At 69.0% G+C, this 20861-nt stretch carries 22 protein-coding genes; 13 read left to right on the forward strand and 9 right to left on the reverse strand.

All coding sequences use genetic code 11. The features are described 5' to 3' along the window. Positions 1–16: 16 nt before the first annotated feature. Entirely contained in the window at positions 17–169 is a 153-nt protein-coding gene (locus G4D85_RS35480) for a hypothetical protein (RefSeq protein WP_164018459.1), read from the forward strand. 163 nt (positions 170–332) lie between these two features. Here the strand turns inward: G4D85_RS35480 and G4D85_RS35485 are convergent, their stop codons facing one another. Next, entirely contained in the window at positions 333–518 is a 186-nt protein-coding gene (locus G4D85_RS35485) for a hypothetical protein (protein ID WP_164018527.1), read from the reverse strand. Between the two features lie 290 nt (positions 519–808). After that, positions 809–955 carry a hypothetical protein gene (locus G4D85_RS35490; protein ID WP_205525844.1) on the reverse strand — a complete coding sequence of 49 codons (147 nt, stop codon included), beginning with the start codon at positions 953–955 and terminating at the stop codon, positions 809–811. A 39-nt stretch (positions 956–994) separates the two neighbouring features. Here G4D85_RS35490 and G4D85_RS35495 point away from each other — a divergent pair, with 39 nt between their 5' ends. The 3 genes from G4D85_RS35495 to G4D85_RS35505 all read left to right on the forward strand — a co-directional run bounded on the left by G4D85_RS35495 (position 995) and on the right by G4D85_RS35505 (position 2747). After that, positions 995–1738, forward strand: coding sequence for a class I SAM-dependent methyltransferase (locus G4D85_RS35495; protein ID WP_240359691.1), 744 nt, complete (start codon positions 995–997; stop codon positions 1736–1738). A gap of 164 nt (positions 1739–1902) precedes the next feature. After that, complete coding sequence (locus G4D85_RS35500) at positions 1903–2253, forward strand: DUF6152 family protein (protein WP_164018530.1); 351 nt, start codon at positions 1903–1905, stop codon at positions 2251–2253. After that, entirely contained in the window at positions 2253–2747 is a 495-nt protein-coding gene (locus tag G4D85_RS35505) for a DUF6644 family protein (protein ID WP_164018531.1), read from the forward strand. The genes G4D85_RS35500 and G4D85_RS35505 overlap by 1 nt, the downstream gene beginning before the upstream one ends. Before the next feature lie 18 nt (positions 2748–2765). On the opposite strand, the gene G4D85_RS35510 is transcribed toward G4D85_RS35505, so the two are convergent. Together G4D85_RS35510 and G4D85_RS35515 are read right to left on the reverse strand one after the other, a co-directional pair. Continuing rightward, positions 2766–3023 carry a MoaD/ThiS family protein gene (locus G4D85_RS35510; protein WP_164018532.1) on the reverse strand — a complete coding sequence of 86 codons (258 nt, stop codon included), beginning with the start codon at positions 3021–3023 and terminating at the stop codon, positions 2766–2768. A 22-nt stretch (positions 3024–3045) separates the two neighbouring features. Continuing rightward, positions 3046–4341: a beta propeller repeat protein gene (locus G4D85_RS35515; RefSeq protein WP_205525845.1), complete on the reverse strand. Its 1296-nt coding sequence runs from the start codon at positions 4339–4341 to the stop codon at positions 3046–3048. Between the two features lie 14 nt (positions 4342–4355). On the opposite strand from G4D85_RS35515, the gene G4D85_RS35520 reads away from it, so the two are divergent. After that, on the forward strand, positions 4356–4643 hold the full coding sequence (locus G4D85_RS35520; protein ID WP_164018533.1) for a hypothetical protein: 288 nt from the start codon (positions 4356–4358) through the stop codon (positions 4641–4643). Positions 4644–4676: 33 nt separating this feature from the next. Here the strand turns inward: G4D85_RS35520 and G4D85_RS35525 are convergent, their stop codons facing one another. Continuing rightward, on the reverse strand, positions 4677–4994 hold the full coding sequence (locus tag G4D85_RS35525) for a hypothetical protein (RefSeq protein WP_164018534.1): 318 nt from the start codon (positions 4992–4994) through the stop codon (positions 4677–4679). A gap of 686 nt (positions 4995–5680) precedes the next feature. Here G4D85_RS35525 and G4D85_RS35530 point away from each other — a divergent pair. From G4D85_RS35530 to G4D85_RS35550, 5 genes are read left to right on the forward strand one after another with little or no spacing between them, the layout of a single operon-like run. Continuing rightward, the gene (locus G4D85_RS35530) at positions 5681–5881 is read left to right on the forward strand and encodes a hypothetical protein (RefSeq protein WP_164018535.1); all 201 of its coding nucleotides are present in this window, start codon (positions 5681–5683) and stop codon (positions 5879–5881) included. Between the two features lie 45 nt (positions 5882–5926). After that, the gene (locus G4D85_RS35535; RefSeq protein WP_164018536.1) at positions 5927–6700 is read left to right on the forward strand and encodes a TadE/TadG family type IV pilus assembly protein; all 774 of its coding nucleotides are present in this window, start codon (positions 5927–5929) and stop codon (positions 6698–6700) included. A 38-nt stretch (positions 6701–6738) separates the two neighbouring features. Further along, on the forward strand, positions 6739–8319 hold the full coding sequence (locus G4D85_RS35540; RefSeq protein WP_164018661.1) for a Tad domain-containing protein: 1581 nt from the start codon (positions 6739–6741) through the stop codon (positions 8317–8319). Further along, positions 8313–9362, forward strand: a complete 1050-nt coding sequence (locus G4D85_RS35545) for a hypothetical protein (RefSeq protein ID WP_164018537.1) — start codon at positions 8313–8315, stop codon at positions 9360–9362. Before G4D85_RS35540 ends, G4D85_RS35545 begins: the two co-directional genes overlap by 7 nt. Next, positions 9353–10024: a hypothetical protein gene (locus tag G4D85_RS35550; RefSeq protein ID WP_164018538.1), complete on the forward strand. Its 672-nt coding sequence runs from the start codon at positions 9353–9355 to the stop codon at positions 10022–10024. Before G4D85_RS35545 ends, G4D85_RS35550 begins: the two co-directional genes overlap by 10 nt. Positions 10025–10142: 118 nt before the next feature. On the opposite strand, the gene G4D85_RS35555 is transcribed toward G4D85_RS35550, so the two are convergent. From G4D85_RS35555 to G4D85_RS35570, 4 genes are all read right to left on the reverse strand, one after another. Then, positions 10143–11324 (reverse strand): hypothetical protein, encoded by a 1182-nt coding sequence (locus tag G4D85_RS35555; protein ID WP_164018539.1) that lies wholly within the window; start codon positions 11322–11324, stop codon positions 10143–10145. 316 nt (positions 11325–11640) lie between these two features. Next, positions 11641–13017 (reverse strand): di-heme oxidoreductase family protein, encoded by a 1377-nt coding sequence (locus tag G4D85_RS35560; protein ID WP_240359692.1) that lies wholly within the window; start codon positions 13015–13017, stop codon positions 11641–11643. Positions 13018–13112: 95 nt separating this feature from the next. Further along, positions 13113–14918: an RCC1 domain-containing protein gene (locus G4D85_RS35565; protein WP_240359693.1), complete on the reverse strand. Its 1806-nt coding sequence runs from the start codon at positions 14916–14918 to the stop codon at positions 13113–13115. A 115-nt stretch (positions 14919–15033) separates the two neighbouring features. Then, positions 15034–15807, reverse strand: a complete 774-nt coding sequence (locus G4D85_RS35570) for a haloacid dehalogenase type II (RefSeq protein WP_164018540.1) — start codon at positions 15805–15807, stop codon at positions 15034–15036. A gap of 262 nt (positions 15808–16069) precedes the next feature. Here G4D85_RS35570 and G4D85_RS35575 point away from each other — a divergent pair, with 262 nt between their 5' ends. From G4D85_RS35575 to glsA, 3 genes are all read left to right on the forward strand, one after another. Continuing rightward, positions 16070–17554 (forward strand): aspartate ammonia-lyase, encoded by a 1485-nt coding sequence (locus G4D85_RS35575; RefSeq protein WP_164018541.1) that lies wholly within the window; start codon positions 16070–16072, stop codon positions 17552–17554. Further along, a complete protein-coding gene (locus G4D85_RS35580) occupies positions 17554–18912 on the forward strand; it encodes a DUF2254 family protein (RefSeq protein ID WP_164018542.1) in 1359 nt (452 codons plus the stop codon). The genes G4D85_RS35575 and G4D85_RS35580 overlap by 1 nt, the downstream gene beginning before the upstream one ends. Before the next feature lie 101 nt (positions 18913–19013). Further along, positions 19014–20855 (forward strand): glutaminase A, encoded by a 1842-nt coding sequence (gene glsA / locus G4D85_RS35585; protein ID WP_164018543.1) that lies wholly within the window; start codon positions 19014–19016, stop codon positions 20853–20855. Positions 20856–20861 lie beyond the last annotated feature (6 nt).

The raw sequence follows: 20861 nt of genomic DNA on the forward strand, positions 1-20861 counted from the left end.
CGGCCCCATCGAACCCGTGGAGGGAGGCACGAGCGCCTGCGAGCCCTTCGGGCGCTACGGAGCGCCGGGGAACACCATCACGCTCCCCGCCCCCACCGCCAACGGCGAGCTCTACATCCCTGACGTGTGGGCCCAGCGCGGCGTCGGCCTGCTCGACGCCGCGCCATGACGGGTCGGATTCCTGGTCCCACCTCGCGCGACTCCTTCGCTCTACAGGAGGTCATGCTGGGGCCAGTGCGCGGAAATGCCTCCGGGCCTGCCTGGTAGTTCGAGTAGTTCGAGCCGCTCGACAGGCGGAGGTAGGTACAGGAGCCGCTGACGTTCCAGCTCACTTAGAAGTAGCCGCGGGCGCTCAGGGCCTGGCTCCAGAGGGACGACACCGTGGCGTCCGGAATGCAGGTGCTGGGCACGGTGGCACCTGCCACCGTGAACCGGGCGTAGAAGCTGCGCACGCCGTCCTCGTACTCGCGGAAGGACGCGTAGGAGGCCGTCGTCGCATCCTCACGGAAGCCGAGCATGTTGCCGTAGCAATAGCCCGAGCCATCCGCGTTCTGGTAGCAGGCAGCGCTCTTCGACTCGAGGCCGGAGGAATGCCTGCCGCGCTGCCGCCAGCAGGCATGACGGGAGCCGGCGGTGGCCGCGCCTGGACCGCTCGGCGCAGCAACGCGACCTCGTAGGACAGCTGCTGCATCCGCAGCTCCTGGGCCTGCTGTCCCTGGCTCACCGCGAGCCAGCTACCCACTCCGCTTCCCAGGGCCAGGATGAGGCCCGGGAGCCATCCACGCAGGGCATTGACAGTCATGGCGCCTCAGAAGTTGGCGTAGTGGCTGCCGTTGTTCAGGTACAGCGAAGGCATGCTTCCATGACAACTGCCGGAGCCGTCCGTGTTCTTGTAGCAATACGCCGACTCCGCCTTGTGCCGTGGCAGTATGGGGTTGAAGGTCCCCGTGGTCACCACGGGCTTGTTGAAAGGGCACTTGATATGGGAATCACGATGTCACCACAGGAGTACGCCACGGCGTTCCGCGTGCTCGCGGCCACCGCCCGGCACCCCGAGAACATCGGACAGGTCTTCGAGGAGCGAATCCTTCCCCGGCTGCCGAAGCAGCCTGCGCTGCTGGACGTGGGCGCGGGGTCGGGCAAGGTGGCCGAGCGGCTTGCTCCGCACTTCGACCTGCTCACCTTGCTCGAACCCAATCGAGAACAGATTGCCGGGTTCAGCCACGGTAAGGCGAAGGTCCTCATTGAGCCCTTCGAGCGCTTCCACGCGCCGGAGCAGTACGAGCTCGTCCTGTGCTCGCACGTCCTGTACCACGTGCCCCTCTCCGACTGGGGAGGGTTCATCGACAGACTGCTCACGTTCGTGCGCCCGGGGGGCTACTGCCTGATCGTCATGGCCGCCGCACGAGGGCCGACCTACCAGCTGTGTCGCGACTTCACGGAGACCCAACTCTTCAGCGAGCAATTGATTGCCACGGTGCAGCAGAAGCGGCTGCCGCACGAGGTGATTCCGACGATGAGCGGGTTCTTCACGAAGACCTTCGAGGAGATGTACACGCTCTGCCGCTTCTTCGTGCTCGAAGGCTGTTACACGGCAGCGCAGCTCGCGGCCATGAGTGAGGACGAGGTGCGCGAGCTTGATGAAAAGCTTCGCGCGCACACCGAGCGCAGCCGGGGCGCTGACGGGATGTATCGCCTGGAGCAGGATGAGGACCTGCTCATCATCCCCAAGCCATAGCTTCGCGCCCGCGGCTCGCTGAGCATCGAACGCCCTGCACCACGCGCGCCCCGAGGGGACGCCGGCTCCTCGCACCGGGCCCGGCATCCGCCCGCCCGCCTGCTCGCCGCGCCAGGAGTCCGCACGCCCCGGACGGCGGTTCACAGGAGAGAGGAGGCACGACGATGAGAACCTCGACCTGGGCCGGCGCGCTCGCGGCGCTGTGCCTGTCCGGTGGCGCGCTGGCGCACCATGGCTGGAGCAGCTACGACAGCTCACGCACCCTGACGCTCACGGGCGTCATCCGCGCATCGGGCTACGAGAACCCGCATGGCTTCGTGGACCTGGATGCAAAGGAGGGCCAGTGGCACGTCGTCCTCGCGCCGCCCTCGCGGATGGAGAGCCGCGGGCTGCCAAAGGCCGCGCTGAAGGAGGGAGCGAAGGTCACCGTGGAGGGCTACCCCCACCGCACCACCCAGGATGAGCTGCGCGCGGAGCGCATCACCGTGGAGGGCAAGACGGTGGAGCTGCGCTGATGTCGACTCCGGGCGACCCCGGGTGGCTCGGCTGGCTGGAGACGACGTGGCTCGCGGAGGCACTGCGCCGCGAACCCCTGCTCTATCCGCTGCTGGAGGTGGTCCACATCCTCGGCTTCGTCGTCCTGGTGGGCTCGGCGGCGATGTTCGACCTGCGCCTGCTGGGCCTCTCCCGCCGGCTGTCCGTGGTGGAGCTCGCGCGGCACCTCCTGCCCTGGGCCCGGCGTGGCCTCGCGGTGGCGGCACCGTCAGGCGTGCTGCTCTTCCTGACGCAGGCGACGCAGCTTGGAAGGAGCCCCGTTTTCGGCCTCAAGCTCACGCTGCTCGCGCTCGCCGGGCTCAACGCCGCGCTGTTCCACCGGAGGGTCTTCCGCTCGGCGCGGGACTGGGACACGGAGGTGACAGCACCTCGCTCCGCGAGGGTGGCCGCCATTCTGTCCCTCCTCTTGTGGACGGGCGTCATCACCTGCGGCCGCCTGCTGGCCTATCTCTGAAGCCGCCTGCCCCCAACTTCACCCGCCGCTGAGGGCCTGGACGAGGTGCACGGCATCCGTCGGGCGCAGCGCGCGCCGCAGGTCGAACACCTGCTCGCCGTTCACGAAGAAGCGCATGTGCGGGCGCATCTGGTCCTGCTCGTTGACGACGCGGAAGCGCAGGCCCGGGTAGCGACGGTCGAGGTCGGCGAGCAGCTCCGAGAGCGTGCCGCCTTCGGCCTCGACCTCGCGCGTCCGCGTGTACGAGAGGAGCGGACTGGGAATCAGTACCTTCATGAATGACGCACCCACCCGTGGCTCAGGCCAGCTCGGTGGCCTCCACCGCGTAGATTTCAGGAAGGTTCCGCGCGAGGCACGCCCACCGCTCGCCTTCATCGCGGCTGCCCCACAGCTCACCGCTCGTGGTGCCGAAGTACAGGCCGACCGGGTCCAGCGTGTCCACGCACATCGCCTGGCGCTTCACCGTCCACCAGGCCTGGCCTTCCGGAAACCCCGAGTCCAGGCGCTGCCAGCGCTTGCCTCCGTTGCGCGTGACGTACACGGAGGGCATGCCGTCCGGGCTGGTGCGCGGCCACACCGTCGTGCCGTCCATGGGGAACACCCACGCCGTGTCCGCGTCGCGCGGGTGCACCACCATCGGAAAGCCGATGTCCCCGACGCGCCGGGGCATGTTCCTCCCGATGCGCGTCCACTCATTCGACGGCCGGTCGAGGCGGTAGATGCCGCAGTGATTCTGCTGGTAGAGCCTGTCGGGGTTGCTCGGACACAGGCGCACGCAGTGCGGGTCGTGGAAGCCCACGTCCGCCGGGTCGAAGCCTTCGACGACCTCGAGGCCGCGCACGAGCGGCGCCCAGGTCCTGCCCGCGTCCGTCGACTCGTGCACGCCGCCACTCGACATGGCCATGTAGAGGTGCGCAGCGTCTCGCGGGTCGACGATGACCGAGTGCAGCTTCGGCCCATCCGGCGTGCCGTCCTGCTCGCCGCCCATCCACGCCCGGTACTGAGGGTGGTCGTTGAGCCCGGAGACAGGCTCCCAGCTGACGCCGCCGTCCTCGGAGCGGAAGAGCCCCTGCGGCGACGTCCCCGCGTACCAGGCGTTGGGCTCGCTCACGTGGCCGGGCGTCAGCCAGAAGGTGTGGTCGACGGCGCGCCCCTTCTCGCCCTCCGGCGCCTTCGCGAAGGCCGGCGGACGCGCCGCCTCCTTCCACGTGCGCCCGAAGTCCGTGGAGCGAAAGACGGTGGGTCCGAGGTGCCCCGTCTTCGCCGCCGCGAGGAGCGTGCGTCCATCGCGCGGGTCGAGCACGAGGTGGCTGATGATGTGGCCGAGGAAGTGCGGCCCATCCACGCGCCAGGTCCGCCGCCGGGCATCGCCATGGTACAGCCAGGCGCCCTTGCGCGTCGCGACGAGCACCAGCACGCGGCCCTGGGCGCCGCGCCGTGGGGCGCGCTCGGGCGCCGCCTTCGGATTCTTCAGACGCGCTGCGGGCTTCCGGGTGACTCCCATGAGGTGCGGCCCTCCGTGAGGGTGGTTCGGGCGGAAGCGCTCGCCACCGCGGCACGCAATGTAGAGGAACGGCACGGCATTCAGAAGCACGAGCGCCTCCAGGGATGGTGGGTCGAAGCTCAAGGCTGGGGTTCAAACGACACACGGCCGGTGCCGAGCGCTCGCGCGTCGGGAGCGTCGAGCTGCGGGTGACGGACCTGGCACTGGGCATCCCATTGAGCGAGCGAATCGCGCAGACGTGTGGCCGGGAGGCGCGGCGCTGCGCGCTCTGGCTCGAGGGACGGTACGGCGAGACGCCGCCGCTCCCCGACAACCTCCCTCAATACGAGGTGCTCAAGGTCGGCGAGCTCGTTGACGAGCAGGTGGAGCTGAAGGCCGAACGCGCGAAGTAACGCGCCGAAGGGCCTCCGTGACGGCCCCGGGCGTCACCACTCCCGCGGCCATTGATACGTCTCGAGCCTCTCTGCGAGCGCGTCGCGCGTTGGCGCCTCGAGGAACACGCGGCCCGTCGGCTTGCCGAGTGCGTAGTACTGCTCCGGCATCCAACAACCACGTTCGGCCATGGCGGCCTTCGCGGCCGCTTCGGCTTCAGCGGGCTCGACAATCAGCTCCCTCACCCGGAAGACGCCGTCCTGCTCGAGGACGGCGACGAACGGGTGCGGCGAGCCAAAGGAGAACGGCAGCGCTCCCGCGCGCAGCAGCGCGAGCACGCGGTTCTTGCCAAGCGGGGCGACGGGGGCCATGCGCCCCTTCATATCACCCGCCGGAGTGGCGCTGACGTGCGGCCCCGGGGGACAGCGCTCTTTCCTGCAACACCCAAGCGCCTGCCCTCCAGGGCAATGCACGAAGGAGTTACCCATGTAAATCCTATCCGCCGCCGCGCCCCCTCCCCTACTCCCCAACCGCTCCGCCTCACGCAACAGGAGGAAGCACTGTCATGTCTTCCCCCAGCCGTCTTCCCTCAGCCGCCCTGCTGGTGGTGACGCTGGCCGTCCTGAGCGGAGGCTGTCTGTCCGAGAGCCTGGGTGAGGGAGTTCTATTCGCCTGTGAGTCGGATGGAAGCTGCGGCCAGCAAGGCCATGTCTGCAATCCCGACAGGCTCTGCCGGCCCCGCGAGAGGGCTCCCCTCGCCTCGCGCTTCAGCCTCCAGAACCCGTCGAGCGACACTCCTCTCATCCCTCCATCGGAGCTCGTCGGCGGGGGGCCACACGCGCCCCAGGGACTGAACCTTGCTCCCAGGGATGCGCGCGCGGAAAACCGCTGCCCGCGGAGGTGCGCGGAGCGGCAGACGGACTGCACCGCGCGCTGCGGAGACGGCACGAAGTGCCGCCAGCACTGCGTCCGTTCCACGGACACCTGCTACGCGCAGTGCCAGCGGACCAACGATGCGCGCGAGACCGCCCGACAGCGCCGCGACGAAAAGAATTGCATGAGCGAGGACGGCAGGCCGCGAAGGTGCAGCGCGGCCGAAGCGAAGCAGTTCCGCGCGTCGATGAAACAGGCGTCGCAACTGTTCTGCCTCGACGAGAACGGCGAGCAGGTCCTCTGCCCGGAGCAACTCGAGAAGTCCAGACGGCTCGTGTCGAAGGACTGCCACGGATTCGGCTGCGCGGGTGATGAGCTGGAATAGGCGAGCACGGCCCGGGCCAATCAACCCCGTCAGGAAAGGGCGAACATGGGGCGCGAATCAGGACAGGCAGCAGTGGAAACGGCGTTGACGCTACCCCTCGTCCTGTTCGTGCTCCTGGGAAGCCTTCAGCTCTTCCTGCTCTCCCAGTCCCGCCTCCTCGCACAGTACGCGGTGTTCCAGGCGACACGCGTCGGCGCCTTGAATCACGGCGCGTGCACGCCGATGACGCATGCCGCACTCCTCTCGGTGCTGCCCGCGGTGCACTCGTTCCTCGGGGACAGGGCGCTCTCAGGCCAGACGCCGGGCGAGCGGCTCGGCGAAGCGTTCGGCCGCTTCCGTCACAATCACTACCTTGGCTACAAGGGCGCGGGCTGGAAGGACGTCGGCACCGAAAGTGAGGCACTCGTGTGGCTCGTGCGGGAGCAGCCGACGCCCACGGTCGCGGACGTGGGCGCGTTCGACCAACCACTGCCGCGCGCGAACCGCCGTGAACCGCTGCGGCTCGAGGTCCGAATGGTCTTCTGGGCGCCGCTGCGCATCCCCTTCGTGGACTGGGTATTCTCCCGAATCGCCGCGGCGCGGCTGGGGCTCGAGAGCTACACGAACCAGAACCCGCTGATGCTCACCCAGCGCGCAAACTGGGACCTCGATACCCGCCAGCCCCTCGAGTCCCGGACCGCGGCCGAGCTGCGCCGCCGTCTCGCGCGCGGTCACTACATGTTCCCCATCGAGGTCTCCTCCACCATGCGAATGATGACGCCCCCGCGCCTTTCCGAGTTTGCCGCCGCCGGGTGCCCGGCGCCGGGGTTCACGCCGTGAGCGCCAGGGTGTGGCCGGTATCGCGCGGGCAGACGCTCGTGCTGTTCGCGCTGACCATGCTGCTGCTCGTGGTGATGGTCTGCATGACGCTGGCAATGGGCTCCAAGGTGAAGGAGCGCATGGAGTTGCAGACGCTGGCGGACGCGTCCGCATACAGCTCCGCGGTGGCGACCGCTCGGGCCTTCAACGCGGTGGCGGTGATGAACCGGGTGCAGGTGGCGCACGCCGTCTCGACGCTTGGGACGCTGAGCCTCATCTCGTGGTCCACGCTGTACTGGAAACATGCGGACAACGCGGCGGCGCTCTTTCGCATGATGGTGTTGCCGTATGAGCTGAACACCATCGTCCAGTGTCTACCGCCACAAAAGGCCGGGCCACTTTGCCTCGTGTGCGCGCGCGGGCGAGATCAGACCTTCGTGCTCGCCGTGCTTTCGACACTGCATGCGAACCAGACGCGCAGCAAGCTCCGGCGCGACACCGAGCTCTTCGCGGCGGAGACACTCCCCCGCTGGAACGCGGCGCAGCGAATTCACGATGCGCAGGTGGAACTGCTGGCGCGCGCCCGGCTGCGCGCGGGGGACGGCCCCGAGGGTTTCGCGCGGCAGTATCTCTCCCGGGCGAAACTCGTCGCGCCTACCGAAATCCGGGTCCAGCGTGCCGGAACGGAGGTCACCGGGCGCGAGCTGTCGGACGCGGTGCTCGACCATGCGTCGTCCCGTCGAGGCGACGAGCCGCACGAGGTAGGGCACATCGTGATGGGCAGCCGTGGGCACCCGTTCCTGCGTAATCGGAGCGAAGGCCCGAGGTGGGACCGGCTGTTCTCGCCGGACAGCCTCTCCTTGCGCTCCCTCGTGCTCGGCGCAGGCGGCCACGTCTTCTACAGCTCCTCTCGAAACGGCAAGGGCTACTACGACAGCACCTTCACGCAGGACCCCTCGGGTCAGCCGCATGCCGCGCGCGCCCATGATGGCCAGGACGGGCGCACGCGAACCGCCTTCGTCCCGTTCGACCGGCGGATCCGCAACTGGGTGGCCTGCGCGTCTCCGCTTCCCGCCTATCCCATCGCAATGGCCATCGGTCTCGTGGGTCGCGACGTCGGCATCCACAGCGCACGGGTCTCGGCGAACCAGCACGAAGGCGTCGGCCACAACGCCCAGCACGCGGTCCAGGCTTTTCCGCCCTTCGTCGACTTCAATGGCGCACAGGTCGCGGATGAGCAGAACCTCCACGGGCAGCCGAAAGTGGTGACCGTGTTGTCGCGCGACGCCGTGCCCGGTCGAGACGTCTGGGAGCTCTCGTTCAACTTCCCCACCTCGCCCGAGGGCAGGCGCATCGACCTGGGGGCCGGGCAGCACCCTGGCGGCGCGCCGCGCCAGGTGGCCGTTGGCTCCGGCATCGTCTACTACCACCGGTTCCAGCATTCGACGGAGCCGCCCAACCTGTTCGCGCCGTACTGGCGGGCCGGACTGGCTCGGTTCTCCATCGACCGGCCGGAGCTGGGACGGCCTGAACGCTTCGCGTTCGACAACAAGACTGCTGCATTCCTGTCGGACACCGGCGCCACCGGTGCGAAAGACGCGCTCGAGAGCCTTCGGTTGAATGGGTACGTCGGATGGTGACGAGAGAGAGACACGGGGTCGCCGCGGGAGGCACGCGCGGGCAGGCGACGGTGGAGCTCATGCTCGGGCTCATGGTGTTCGTCACCGCGCTGGGCTTCGGTCTGCACTTCGCCGAGCTCGCGCATCTTTCGCTCAAGGCCCATGAGGCCGTGGCGGCGGCGGCGTGGGATGCCACCGCGTACCGCGTCGAGCGCCCGGGCGTGGACGGCGTTGACGACTGGGCCTGGTACGATGCGGACAGGTTCGCCGCGCCGCTGGCGGTGGCCGCCACCAACGCTCGCTACGGAGATTGGGACGGCCGCCAGAGCGCGGTGGGCAACAGCGGCCCCACACAGCTCTACACCCGAGCGAACGAGCTCACCACGGCCTGCATCCGCAGCGTGGACCCGCGCAACGGCTTCCGCGTCTCGGCAACCGCGAACGCCCCCGGGTACAGAGAGCCTGGCGCGCTGTCGTGCGTCACGCAGGGCGGTGTGAGCACCATCAACCTTCCGGTGCGATTCCTCCAGGATGCGGACAACGGGTTCTTCTCCGCCGAGCACCTCACGCGGAGTGCCTTCACGTTGTGCGGACTGGGCCGGCCGGTCGCGGGAACCCACTGTCGCGGCGCGCTGAACATCCTCCTCGGGGACCACGGGCTCACGTCGGGAGGGGGCGAGGAGCACGAGTGCGCCGGCCTCAGTGACGACATCCCCGGACAACGCTGTGCGAACCGGGCGTTCTACAGCCTCGCGCACGAGGGGTGGGACCGGTCGATGGGGTGGACTGGCGCGCCCGAGCGGTGGGCGGACCGGGTCACCGGGAGCTCCCCCCAAGGGCGAGTGACCGGCTTCTACCTGAGCTTCCGGGGCGAGGAGTCTGGCACCTTCGGCGAGTCCCACGAGCGCATCTGGCAGACGCAGCCCATGGACTACAACCGCGCGCAGACCCCATCGCAGGGGACGGTGAGCGGGACGTATCGCACTGCGTTCGACGCCTCGAACAAGCTCCGCGCGCGGACGGCGACCCAATTCGTCTATCTCGGGAGGTACACATGCGACTGAGCCAGAGCGTCTTCATTGCCGCCACGCTGGTGACAACACTCGCGATGAGCCCGGCCGTCTCCGCGAATCCCTTCGTGAAGGACGTCCCCGGTGCGGTCTCGAAGCCGACGCTCGCGGAGAAGACTGTCGTCGACGGCGTCACCATCGAGGCCTCGACGCTCGTCTCGAGCAAGGACGTCGCGACGCTGAAAGCCCACTTTCGCGCGAGGTTCGCGCGAAGCGGCCTGTACCTCGCGGAGGAGACGAAAGAGCTGAAGCTGAAGCTCGGCGAGCAGGTGACCGGGCTCGATACGGAGAACCTCATCTCGTACACTGTCCTCCTGCAGCCCTCGGGGAAGAACGCGACGACGGTCATCGTCAGCTCCGCGAACCTGGGCAAGCGAGAGACCCTGGCGGCCCCAGCGTTCGTGCCCATCTACCCGGGCAGCGGCCCCGTCACGAGTACCCAGATGGAATGGATGAAGTCGATGAGCTACGCGACGACGGCAACGCCGGCCGAAGTCCGCGCGTTCTATCGCGAGAAGCTCGCCATGCAGGGGTACGAGCTACGCTCGGACGACGAGTTCGTGAAGGGCGCGGAGCGCATCGCGCTGACGGTGGCGCCGGGTGTGACGGAGCGCACCGTCCTCCTCGTCCAGGATGTAGGCACCTCGGTGCCCTGACGCGACTTCCAGCGCCGACGCGCCCTCCAGGTGGAGCAGCGCCGAACGGGTGCCCGTCTCTCGCGGGACAGGCCTCACCTGCCCGGGCCAGTCGGCGCCCGGGCAGGCTCAGCGCGGGCTACAGCCCGTCGACGTAGCAGAACCCGTAGGTGCGGTCGCTCCCGCCACCAGAGAGCGGGTAGTTGACGTAGCCGAGCTCCTCGCCCGCGCCACACTCCGAGCGGGCGCGTGCATAGCGATGGCACACGCCACGGCCTGTGCGCGCCAGGTCCACGCAGACGCCACGCGCGCCCTCGACGCCGCAGAACTCGGCGAAGCCAATGGCGCACGTCTCACCGATGAGCGCGGGGTCGAAGGCGAAGCCAATGGGCTCCATGACCGCCTGCTCGATGCACAGGCCGTAGACGCCACACACGGTGCCGCTCGGGCAGCCGGGGTTCGCGGCCATGAAGTCACACGTGGCCAGGCACTGCCGCGCGTCGGTGTAGGTGCCACTGCACGCGTAGCCCTGCGCGCAGTCCGTCGACGCGAGCTCGTGCTCGCCTGCCGCCGGAGTGTACGTGCACGCCTCGCCCTGCGTCTTCGCGCCGAGCGACTTCTCCAGCGTCCCGTCGTCGGCCGCGTAGTTGTCGGCGACGCAGGTGTGGTTCGGCAGGTTCGCCGTCAGTGAGCCCTCGCGCGGGTCACATCCGCCGGCACGGACCGTGCTCCACGTCTCGAAGCGGATCCACCGGCACTCGCCGCCCGCCACCGGCGCGGTTCCGGTGTACGGCCCGAAGAGCGGCGCCGCCGCCACGGACTCGCGCAGGACCACGTTCGAGAGCGCGCCAATCGTCTGGTCGGGGGAGACCTTCAGGGCGAGCAGGAGCGCTCCCGACTCGGCGACGAACATCTTCTGCCCCGCCGCACCCGCGTCCTGGTAGCCCCACACGCACTGCTCGCACGAGAAGAGGTTGGTGCCACCAGCAGCCAGGTCATGGAGTCCCGGAGCCGTATTCACATCCAGCCGGATGCGAGCGGTGTCCGCGACCGCGGGGTCTCCGAGGTTCGAGAACTCGCCGCGATACGTCGGCTGCTGGTAGTACATCACGGGCGCCATCTGGATGCCGTTCTGGAGCTCGCCCATCGTGATTTCCGTACACCCGGCGGGCGGCGACAGCCACGAGGCCTGCTGCTCCACGGCTCGCAGCGCCTCCTGCCCCGCCTGAGGCGTCGGCGCTTCCGTTTCCTGACCACAGCCCACCAGCGCCGCCAGCAGGACTCCACCAATCCGCCACCTACCTACAGATGCAACTGTCATGTGATGAGAAGTCACGATGTCGTCTCCCAGAGGTCGATACGTTTGGGTTGGTGCTCCCCAGAAATTCGGGGAAGTCCACAGTTACGCGGACTGAAGTGTCGGTTTCAACGGGCCGGGGTCGGGGCGTGCGGGATATTTTCCGCGTGAGGGTCATCCGCGGCCGCGGCGTGACTTTTTCGTCGGCGAACGTCCCGACCGCGCAGCCTCTACTCCGGACTGGCGCACAGTCCGGGCGGTCCCCGTCAGCGGCCCTCCCCTACCTCGCTGCACGCTCCCGCCACCTCAAAAGCGCTCCCACTCTTGCGACGGCGACGACTCAGAGCGAACCGAGAAAGGCGCTCAGCGCGTCGCGCTCTTGTCTCGACAGCTTCCGCACCGCCTCGCGCGCGGACGCGGCCTCGCCGCCGTGCCAGAGGACGGCCTCCAGTGGCGTGCGTGCTCGGCCGTCATGCAACAGGCGCGAGTGTCCACTCACCGTCTCGGCGCGGCCCAGGCCCCACAGCGGCGGCGTGCGCCACTCGCGTCCAGAGGCGAGGAAGTCCTCGCGCCCGTCGGCCAGCGCCTCGCCCAGGTCATGCAGCAGCAGGTCCGAGTATGGCCAGATGCGCTGACCGGACAGCTCCGGGTAGCCCTCCAGCGTGCCAGTGGTGATGGAGGGCCGGTGGCAGCGCGCGCAGCCCACGCGGTGGAAGACGGCCTTGCCCTGGAGGACCTGGGGTGCGTCCACGCCCTCGCGCGTCGGCACCGCCACCGTGTGCGAGTAGAAGTCGAGCGACTCGAGCTGCCGCTGGCTCACCTCGGGTGTGCCACCGTGAGGTGCCGCGCGGCAAGCCGTCTGCCCCGCCATGCAGTTCTCCTGCGTGAAGAGCGTCGTCGTGAGGCCCAGGTCGCCCAGCAGCGCCGCCGCGTTCTGTTGCTCGAGGTCTGGCTGGTTGGCCTTCCACCCGAAGCGCCCTAGCACCTCGCGGCCCTGCCGGTGGCTCCACACGCGGTTGGGCCGGCCGGAGACACCATCTCCATTGGCGTCCTCCGGGTCTGCCCACTCCAGCAGCGTCTCTTCCCCCATTGCCGCCAGGAGGCCCAGTCCCACCATGGGTTGGGCCACGCGGGCCGACGTGCGCGTATCCGGCGCCAGTGGTCCGTAGGACAACTCCGTCAGCACCAGCGACGGAGACTGGAGCGAGTAGGGCTCTCCATCCTCGAAGGTGCCCGGGACTTCCGTCCACAGCACGCGCACCTGCCCCTCGGCGCTCACGCCACCGCCTCCGCGAGGCTGGAGCTGATCTCCATAGGTAGGCTCGGGTTTCGGTTCGCCAAGCGCGTCCGTGCCGGGCACCGACAGGCGCACCAGCAGCGTGTCCGCCACCTCGCCCTCCTCGGGCGGCCTGCCGCGGCCATTGCCCAGATGGCAGGCGAGGCAGGAGACGGAGTGAAAGAGCGGACCCAGCCCATCCCGCTCCGGCTGGGTGCCGCCCGCGCCCACCCAGTTCGCCTCGAAGACGGACTCGCCCACGAAGAACTCCGCGCGCCGAGCCAGCACGAGGTTGGCCGCCGGCTTCGTGAAGGCGGCGGCACCCGTCACCACCACGCTGGTATCACCGCCGGGCTTCTCCTCACCTTCCTCCACCACGTCGAAGCGCGGCGGAGGCGGAGGCTCTTCCGGAGGGGGCTCCTCGGGAGGCGGCTCCTCCACCGGAGGCTGGGCGGAGGGGCGCGGCGCCCCAGCGCCGTCGCAAGCGACGAGGCCAAGGAGTGTCAGGAGAAGCAAAGAGCCGGCAACGGCCTGTTTCAAGGCAGCGTCACCGGGATGGGGTCGGTATAGGACCAGCGGTCGATGACGGCATCAGGGCCGAGCGAGCCGTCGAGGTTCCAGCCCCACGCGTAGACGGAGCCGTCGGCGCGCACGGCAATGACGTGGGAGGCGCCCATGCCCATGGACGACAGCGGCGCCACCTCCGGCGACGAGGGCGAGGGGTCCAGGCGTCTCTGCTCCGTCAACCCCAGCCCGAGCTGGCCATTGCCGTTCTGCCCCCACGCCATCAGCGAGCCGTCCGCCCGCCGTGCGAAGCTGTAGTTACCGTTGGCGAATACGGCGCGCGCATCCGTCACGTTCTTCACCTTCACTGGCGTCGCGCTCTCACCGCCCACGGAGAGGGTGCCAGTCCCAAGCTGCCCACTGGCGTCCAGCCCCCACGCGGACACCGTCCCGTCCGTGTGCAGGGCGAGGATGTGGTCGCGGCCGTTGGCGATGTCCACCACACCCGTCACGCCCGGCACCTGATTCGGCGCCGTGTGGGCCTCGTCGTCGTCCGTGCCCGTACCCAGGTTGCCGTAGCTGTTGCGGCCCCACACCCAGACGGTGCCGTCGCGCTTCAAGGCCACCGAGTGCATGAAGCCGCCCATCAGCTTCACCACGTCCGTCAGGCCCTGCACCACCACCGGGGCGTCCCGCGACTCGGTGGTGCCGTCGCCCAGCTGGCCGTCATCATTGTTGCCGAAGGCGCGCACCGTGCCGTCCTCCATCAGCACCAACGCGTGCCTGTACCCGGGCGCAATCGCCACCGCGCCGGTGAGGCCTGGCACGCGCGTGGCCACATAGCGCGGAGTGACATCCGGCGTGTGGGGCTCGCCCTCGACCGGCGGCGTGCCCAGGCCAAGCTGGCCGTCCAGGTTCTCACCCCACGTCCACACCGTGCCATCCGACACGAGCGCCATGGAGAAGTTCTGGTTGAAGGCGACGGAGGCCGCCGCCTCCACACCCGGCACCATCCGGGGCTGCGTCTGGTTCGCCGTCACGTCCGCGCCCAGTCCCAGCTGCCCCCGGGTGTTGCGGCCCCATGCGTAGACGCGGCCGTTGCGCAGCGTCCCGCTGTGCAGCGCCCCGGCCGTGGCCAGCCCGCCGAAGTGGAAGGCCGCAGTGGCCTCGCCCGTGTTGCCCCGCGCGTCGCGCGCCTTCACCACCACCTGGTTGGCACCGGGCCGCGGCGACACGTCGAAGGCTACGGTGCCGTCAGTCGTGATGGGCGCCTCCAGCGCCTGTTCGGCCCCGCCGTTGAGCGAGTAGCTCATCCCCACCACGCCCTTGTTGTCCGTGGCGGCGACTTCGACGCGCACGCGGCGCACGGTGATGGCCAGGCCCTCTTCCGGCGACAGCACCTGGACCTCGGGAGGAACCCTTTCCGGCACATAGCGCAGGCTCATGACCCGCGCGCTCGTCCCGCCGCTCCGGTCCTCCGCCCCCAGGCGCACCGTGTTGTCGCCCTCGGAGAGCGTCACCTCCACCGTGAAGGTGCCGGAACTGGCCGGGCCCTGCGTCCACTCGACGGGACGCGCCTCGCCGTCGTTCACCTGCACCGTCAGCCCGGTCAGCACGCCCGGCGCGTTCACCGTGCCGGACAGCCGCACCACGGGCTCCTCGGACATGGCACCCGACTCGGGCGAGAACACCATGACGTGAGGGGCTACGGGCACCCCGGGCGTGGACTCCACGTCCGACCCACAGGCGGCGAGCCACAGGGCCACGAGCGCCAGGAGACAGGCCCGGGACTTCATGAAGGCCCCTGGAGAGATATTGAGATTGATTTGCAGAGTCATAAATTGGCCCGACCTCATATCGCTCGTGCCGAGAGGCGCGCAAGCGACACCGGGCTCAATTCGACGTTTCGCGAGATGTCGAAGCTGAAGGCGTCCGTCCGGAGGCAGGCGCCCCTCACGGGCGCTTGCCGAGGACCTCCGCCAGTTCCCGGATGTCCTTGACCACCAGGTCCGGCTTCGTGGCCAGGGGGTAGAGCGCCTGGCCGGGGCGCGCCACGAAGACGGCCTGGAATCCGGCGGCCTTTGCCCCTGCGACATCCCAGCCGTGGGCCGCCACCAGGACCGCATCCTCCGGTTTGACGCCCAGTTGCTCCGCCGCCCAGCGGTAGGTCCGCAGGTCGGGCTTGTAGACCTTGATGTCCTCGATGCTCAGGTTGCGCGTGAACAGCTCCGTCAGCCCGGCGTTCTTGAGCTGCGTCTGCACGCCGAGATACGAAGAGTTGGTCAGGGAGACCAGCGTGTAGCCCTGGGCCTTGAGCGCCCGCAGTCCCTCGATGACGTCAGGATGGGCGGGCAGCTCGAGCAGCGGTGTGACAATCGAGGCTCTCGCCTGTTCCTGGCTCAGTGCGATGCCGTTGTTCTGGGCCACCATCATGAGGGCGGCCGTGCCGACCGCGCCAAAGTCGTGATAGTTCCCCGTGACTGTCTCGACCAGCGAGTAATGCAACATGGTCGAGAACCACAGCGGCAGCAGCTCCTCCCGTCCGCCCAGGGCCTCCCCCACTGACTGACGCATGGACTCGAGGTCCAGCAGCGTCTCGTTCACATCGAAGAAGATGACTTTCGGCGCTGGGGCGGCCTGCCCCTGCTGAGGCGCGGCACAGGACGACTGCAGGCCCACCCCCAGGCAGGCCAGCAGCAACGTCAGGAGTCGATGAGTCGAGCGCATCCGGCTCTCCTGTTCTGAGACATCAGCAAGGCACAACAGGGCTCTTTCGTGAGTCTTCCCGGAAAACGACGGGATGACAGCAGGGGAAGCGCGGTCCAACAGGCTGTGGTTCGCAGTGTTGGTTCGCTCTCACTTCGCACCCTGCCCGCGCCCCGTGCGCTTCTGAAGCGTCGTCCTGCACCCGGGCCGCATGGCCAGCGCCCCCGGCGGTGCGCACATAGGGCGACCACGGCATGTACCGACCTTCCGGGGAACGACGACGATGGCCGACCCACGCGCGGAGCAGACGTTCCAGAAGAGCATCCACACGCTGACTCCGAACGGCGCGCCCCCACGCACCGAGACCGACAGTCTCGGTTCCAAACAGATTCCAGCCGACGCCTATTGGGGAATCAACGTCAGCCGCGCGCTCGACAACTTCGCCATCAGTGGACGTCCCATCTCGGTGTATCCCGACTTCCTCTTCGGCTACGCCTGCGTGAAGCAAGCCGCGGCGCGCGCGAATGCCGAAATCGGTGCGCTCGATGCGGCCACGGCCGAGCTCATCGACCGTGCCTGCGAGGAAATCAAGGGCGGCAAGCTGCACGACCAGTTCATCGTGGACGTCATGCAGGGAGGCGCTGGCACCTCCACGAACATGAACTTCAACGAGGTCATCGCCAATCGCGGCCTGGAGCTGGCTGGCTACCCCAAGGGCAGCTACGAGCATCTGGACCCGAATGACCACGTGAATCGGAGCCAGAGCACGAACGACACCTATCCGACGGCGCTCAAGATCGGGTTGATGCTGTCCCTCGAGCGGTTGCTCGCGGAACTCGAGCAACTGGAACAGGCGTTTCGCGACAAGGGGCGGGAGTTCGCGGGCATCGTGAAGATTGGCCGTACGCAGCTGCAGGACGCCGTGCCCATGACGCTGCAACAGGAGCTCGAAGGCTTCGCCGTCACGCTGGCCGAGGACCACGCAAGCCTGAAGGGGGTCATCCGGCGCCTGGCGGAGGTCAACCTGGGCGCGACGGCGATTGGAACGGGCATCGCAGCGGACCCCCGCTTCGCGGAGGCCGCCCGCAAGCATCTGGCGGCAATCACCGGACACCCCATCGTCACCGCACCCGACCTGATTGAGGCGACCACCAACGTGGGCGTCTTCATGGAGGTGTCCGGCACACTCAAGCGCAGCGCGATGAAGCTCTCGAAAATCTGCAACGACCTGCGCCTGCTCAGCTCCGGACCCCAGGCAGGGCTCAACGAAATCAACCTCCCGCCGAGACAGGCGGGCTCGAGCATCATGCCGGGCAAGGTGAACCCGGTCATTCCGGAGGTCGTGAACGAGGTGGCGTTCGTGATTGCCGGGGGCGATGTGACTTTGACCATGGCCGCCGAGGCGGGTCAGCTCCAGCTCAACGCCTTCGGGCCAGTCATGGCCCACGTGCTGTTCGAGAACCTCAAGTTCATGACCGCTGCCATGGAGACGCTGCGGGTGAATTGCGTGAGGGGCATCACCGCGAACAAGGAGCGGCTCGCGCAGCAGGTCGACTCCTTCGTCGGCGTCATCACCGCCCTCATTCCACACATCGGCTATGCCGCCGCGACGAAACTCGCGAGGGAGGCCCTCGGCGCGAACGCCAGGATTGCTGACCTGGTGGCGGCCTCCGGTCTCCTGACGCGGGAGCAGCTCTCCGAGCTGCTCTCTCCGGAGCGGCTGACCCGCGGCCAGGCACTGACGCAGAGAGACGACGAGGGGGGGTAGTGAGCGGCCCGGCCATCCGCCGCCTGCGTAAGGCCATCCGTGAGCCCTACTGGCTGCTCCTGCTCGGCATGCTCGTCGTGGGAGTGGTTCTCGGAATCTGGCTCGCCCGCAAACAGACCGACACCGCTCCGGCCTACTTCGGGATGGCCTGGGAGGGTGACCCCGACGACACCCGCTCCATGCTCATGGGCCTGCTCGGACTCCAGGTCACCGTCCTCACCGTCGTCCTGTCCCTGAATGCGCCGGTCATCCAATCCGCGGCGAACCAGTACTCGCCACGGCTGGTCCCCATCTACCTGAAGAGCGCGCCGCTGCGCCGCGCCATCCCGCTCTTCGCCCTCTCCACGGGCTACATCCTCGCGGCCGTACGCGAGCTGGGCGTCATCCCAGACGCGGGAGTGCAGCCTCGGCCCGTGCTCTCGGGCGCCTTCATGCTGACCCTCGGAGCGCTCTTCTTCCTCGTCTTCTGCATGGTTCGCACCTTCCGCTTCATGCGCGTGGAGCGCGTCCTCGGGCTCGTCCAGGACCTGATTGTCTCGGCAACGGAGCGCCGCATCCAGGCTCGCCTGAAGCGGCTCCCGCTCGACCCTGCGGCGCCCCTGGCGCTCCCGGCGGATGCCACGGCGCTCGGCGCTCCAACGTCGGGCTACCTCGCCGAGGTCGACCTCCGGCGCCTCGCGCTGCGCGCCCGGAAGTGGGGCGTGCGGGCACGCATCTGCATCACCGTGGGCGAGTATGTCGACAAGGAGGAGGTCATCGGCTGGGTGGCGGCGGACGGCGGTGGGCCCGTGGATGCCCACGCGATACGAGACCTCTCCGACACCCTGCTCATCACCGCGGCACGCGAGCCCGGCAGCGACCCCGCCCTCGGGCTCCGCATCCTCGTCGATGTCGCCAATCGCGCCCTGTCTTCGTCCGCGAACGACCCCTACACGGCTCGGCAGGCGCTGCAGCAGGTTCGCTCGGTGATGCGCCGGCTGGCGGGCCTCCCGCTCGGGGACTGGAACGTGGTCGACCCGGACGGGAGGGCACGTGTCTCCGTCGCGGCCACGCGGTTGCGCGACTTCCTCTTCCTCGCTGTCGATGGCCCCCTCCACTACGGAATGGGAAACCCCGAGGTGCTCGAAGAGGTGCTCCAGATTGCGCTCACCGTGGGCCTGGCCGCGCGCGACGCGGAAGACCGCGCCGCGGCGCACGCGCTCCTTGCTCGCGTGCTCGCCGAGGCCAACGCCCACGGCGCCCAGGAGCGCGACCGCTTCCATCGCCTGCTCATCGAGGCGGACCGTGTCCAGGCGACGTTCCAGGGGGGGCGCCGCACGACAGTCGAACGAGCGCGGGCCCATTGGCTTCCTGACTGAGTGGACGCCCCGCCCCTGCCCCTCGGTGCGATTGCACGCCTCGCGGTGCGTGGTGAGTGTTGCGTGAAAGGCTGCGGACACCGTGGAAACCGGAGACGCCGATGCGTGAGGGGAAACCCACTCCTGAGGCGGTGCCCATGGAGGAGACGGCCGACCCCATCACGGCGGCCTTGAACGAGCTTCACGCCAGTCTCGCGTCCGACTCGAGCGGCACCCTGGCCAGCTACATTCCCCAGCTGGCGGAGGTGGACCCGGGGCAGTTCGGGCTGGCGCTCGCCACGCTGGACGGGCGCCGCTACCAGGCTGGCGACGCGGCTGTGCCCTTCACCCTCCAGTCCGTGTCCAAGCCGTTCGTCTACGCGCTGGCCCTGGCCGACCTGGGGCTGGAGGAGGTGCTCTCCCGGGTGGGAGCGGAACCCAGCGGCGAGGCCTTCAATGCCATCAGCCTGGAACCGGGCAGCGGCCGTCCGTCCAACCCCATGGTCAACGCCGGAGCCATCCTGACCACCTCCCTGGTCCGGGGCGATGGACCGGCCGCGAGGTTCGAGCGCATCCGGGAGCTGCTCTCGGCGTTCGCCGGCCGGCCTCTCGACATGGACGAGAAGGTGTTTGCCTCCGAGCTCGAAACGGGAGACCGCAATCGCGCGCTGGCCTATCTGATGCGCAACGCGGGCTCCCTGCGGTGCGATGTCGACGAGGCCATCGACGTCTACTTCCGCCAGTGCGCGCTCCTGGCCACCGCTGCGGACGTCGCCGTCATGGCAGCCACCCTGGCCAATGGCGGCATCAACCCCTGCACCAAGGCCACGGTCGTCTCTCAGTCGATTGCGGAGCATGTGCTCGCCGTGATGGCGAGCTGTGGAATGTATGACTACGCCGGAGAGTGGCTGCTGCGCGTGGGCCTGCCCGCGAAGAGCGGCGTCTCCGGCGGGCTGGTGGCCGTGAGTCCGGGGCAGTTCGGCATCGGCCTCTTCAGCCCGCCGCTCGATGCGCGGGGCAACAGCGTGCGAGCCGTCGCCGCGAGCCGCGTGCTCGCCGAGCGCTTCCAGTTGCACCTGATGCACCACCCCGGCCGCTCCGCCCCCGTCATCGCCCACGCCGGAAGCGCGGTGACGACCCGGTCCGGGCGGCTCCGGCGCCGCAAGGAGCGGGACGTGCTCCATGCGCATGGGGGCGACATCGACCTTCGAAGTCTCCAGGGTGACATCGAGTTCGCTGCCGCCGAGGTCATCCTCCAGTCACTGAGCGCGGTGCCCGCGGCCCGCCCCGGGAGCGCCCGCTGGCTGGTGCTCGACGTGCAAGGGATTTCCCGGCTCCATCCCGTCGCGGCGCGGATGCTGGACGCCGCCGTTCTCGAGCTCGGCACCCGCGGCATCGTCGTGGTGGTCGGGGACGGGCACCGTCGCGGCCTCCTCCCTCATGCCACCGTCGAGCTGCCCTCACCCGAGGAGGCGCTCGAATGGTGCGAGGACGCCCTGCTCGACCGTCACGGCGCGCTGCTCGCGCCCGCCGCCGAGCTACCGCTGAGGGACCATGACGTGCTCGCGGCCCTGGATGACGAGGCACGCGCCGTGCTGAGCGCGGCAGTATCGCCCTACACCTACCAACGCGAGGAGAGGGTGCTCGCCTCCGATGACGAGGTCCTGCTCCTCATCCTCTCGGGACGCCTGGCGGCGTACACCCAGGGCGCCACGGCGCGAAGGCTCGGCTCGATGGGCCCGGGCACGGCGGTCACCCGGTTGCAACCCCTGGACGACGGCCGTGCCCAGCCCATGCTCGTCGCGGAGCTGCCCGGCGAGGGCGGGTTGCTGCGCCGGGCGCAGCTGGAGCGACTGGAGCGGGAGCACCCTCGCGTCCTGGCCCGGCTGTGGAGGTTGCTCGCCTCCAGCCGCGAGGTGGGCTGCTGGCCCGTGGCCGCCCCTGCCTGGGGGTCGAGACGTTGAAGGCCA

Source organism: Pyxidicoccus trucidator, from assembly GCF_010894435.1.
In the GTDB taxonomy this organism is placed as follows: domain Bacteria; phylum Myxococcota; class Myxococcia; order Myxococcales; family Myxococcaceae; genus Myxococcus; species Myxococcus trucidator.

Coding starts and splice junctions, on each gene's coding strand:
- G4D85_RS35485 (WP_164018527.1), bottom strand. CDS start 518: ATGCTCGGCTTCCGTGAGGATGCGACGACGGCCTCCTACGCGTCCTTC.
- G4D85_RS35495 (WP_240359691.1), top strand. CDS start 995: ATGTCACCACAGGAGTACGCCACGGCGTTCCGCGTGCTCGCGGCCACC.
- G4D85_RS35500 (WP_164018530.1), top strand. CDS start 1,903: ATGAGAACCTCGACCTGGGCCGGCGCGCTCGCGGCGCTGTGCCTGTCC.
- G4D85_RS35505 (WP_164018531.1), top strand. CDS start 2,253: ATGTCGACTCCGGGCGACCCCGGGTGGCTCGGCTGGCTGGAGACGACG.
- G4D85_RS35510 (WP_164018532.1), bottom strand. CDS start 3,023: ATGAAGGTACTGATTCCCAGTCCGCTCCTCTCGTACACGCGGACGCGC.
- G4D85_RS35520 (WP_164018533.1), top strand. CDS start 4,356: ATGGTGGGTCGAAGCTCAAGGCTGGGGTTCAAACGACACACGGCCGGT.
- G4D85_RS35525 (WP_164018534.1), bottom strand. CDS start 4,994: ATGGCCCCCGTCGCCCCGCTTGGCAAGAACCGCGTGCTCGCGCTGCTG.
- G4D85_RS35530 (WP_164018535.1), top strand. CDS start 5,681: ATGAGCGAGGACGGCAGGCCGCGAAGGTGCAGCGCGGCCGAAGCGAAG.
- G4D85_RS35535 (WP_164018536.1), top strand. CDS start 5,927: ATGGGGCGCGAATCAGGACAGGCAGCAGTGGAAACGGCGTTGACGCTA.
- G4D85_RS35545 (WP_164018537.1), top strand. CDS start 8,313: ATGGTGACGAGAGAGAGACACGGGGTCGCCGCGGGAGGCACGCGCGGG.
- G4D85_RS35550 (WP_164018538.1), top strand. CDS start 9,353: ATGCGACTGAGCCAGAGCGTCTTCATTGCCGCCACGCTGGTGACAACA.
- G4D85_RS35555 (WP_164018539.1), bottom strand. CDS start 11,324: ATGACAGTTGCATCTGTAGGTAGGTGGCGGATTGGTGGAGTCCTGCTG.
- G4D85_RS35565 (WP_240359693.1), bottom strand. CDS start 14,918: ATGACTCTGCAAATCAATCTCAATATCTCTCCAGGGGCCTTCATGAAG.
- G4D85_RS35570 (WP_164018540.1), bottom strand. CDS start 15,807: ATGCGCTCGACTCATCGACTCCTGACGTTGCTGCTGGCCTGCCTGGGG.
- G4D85_RS35575 (WP_164018541.1), top strand. CDS start 16,070: ATGGCCGACCCACGCGCGGAGCAGACGTTCCAGAAGAGCATCCACACG.
- glsA (WP_164018543.1), top strand. CDS start 19,014: ATGCGTGAGGGGAAACCCACTCCTGAGGCGGTGCCCATGGAGGAGACG.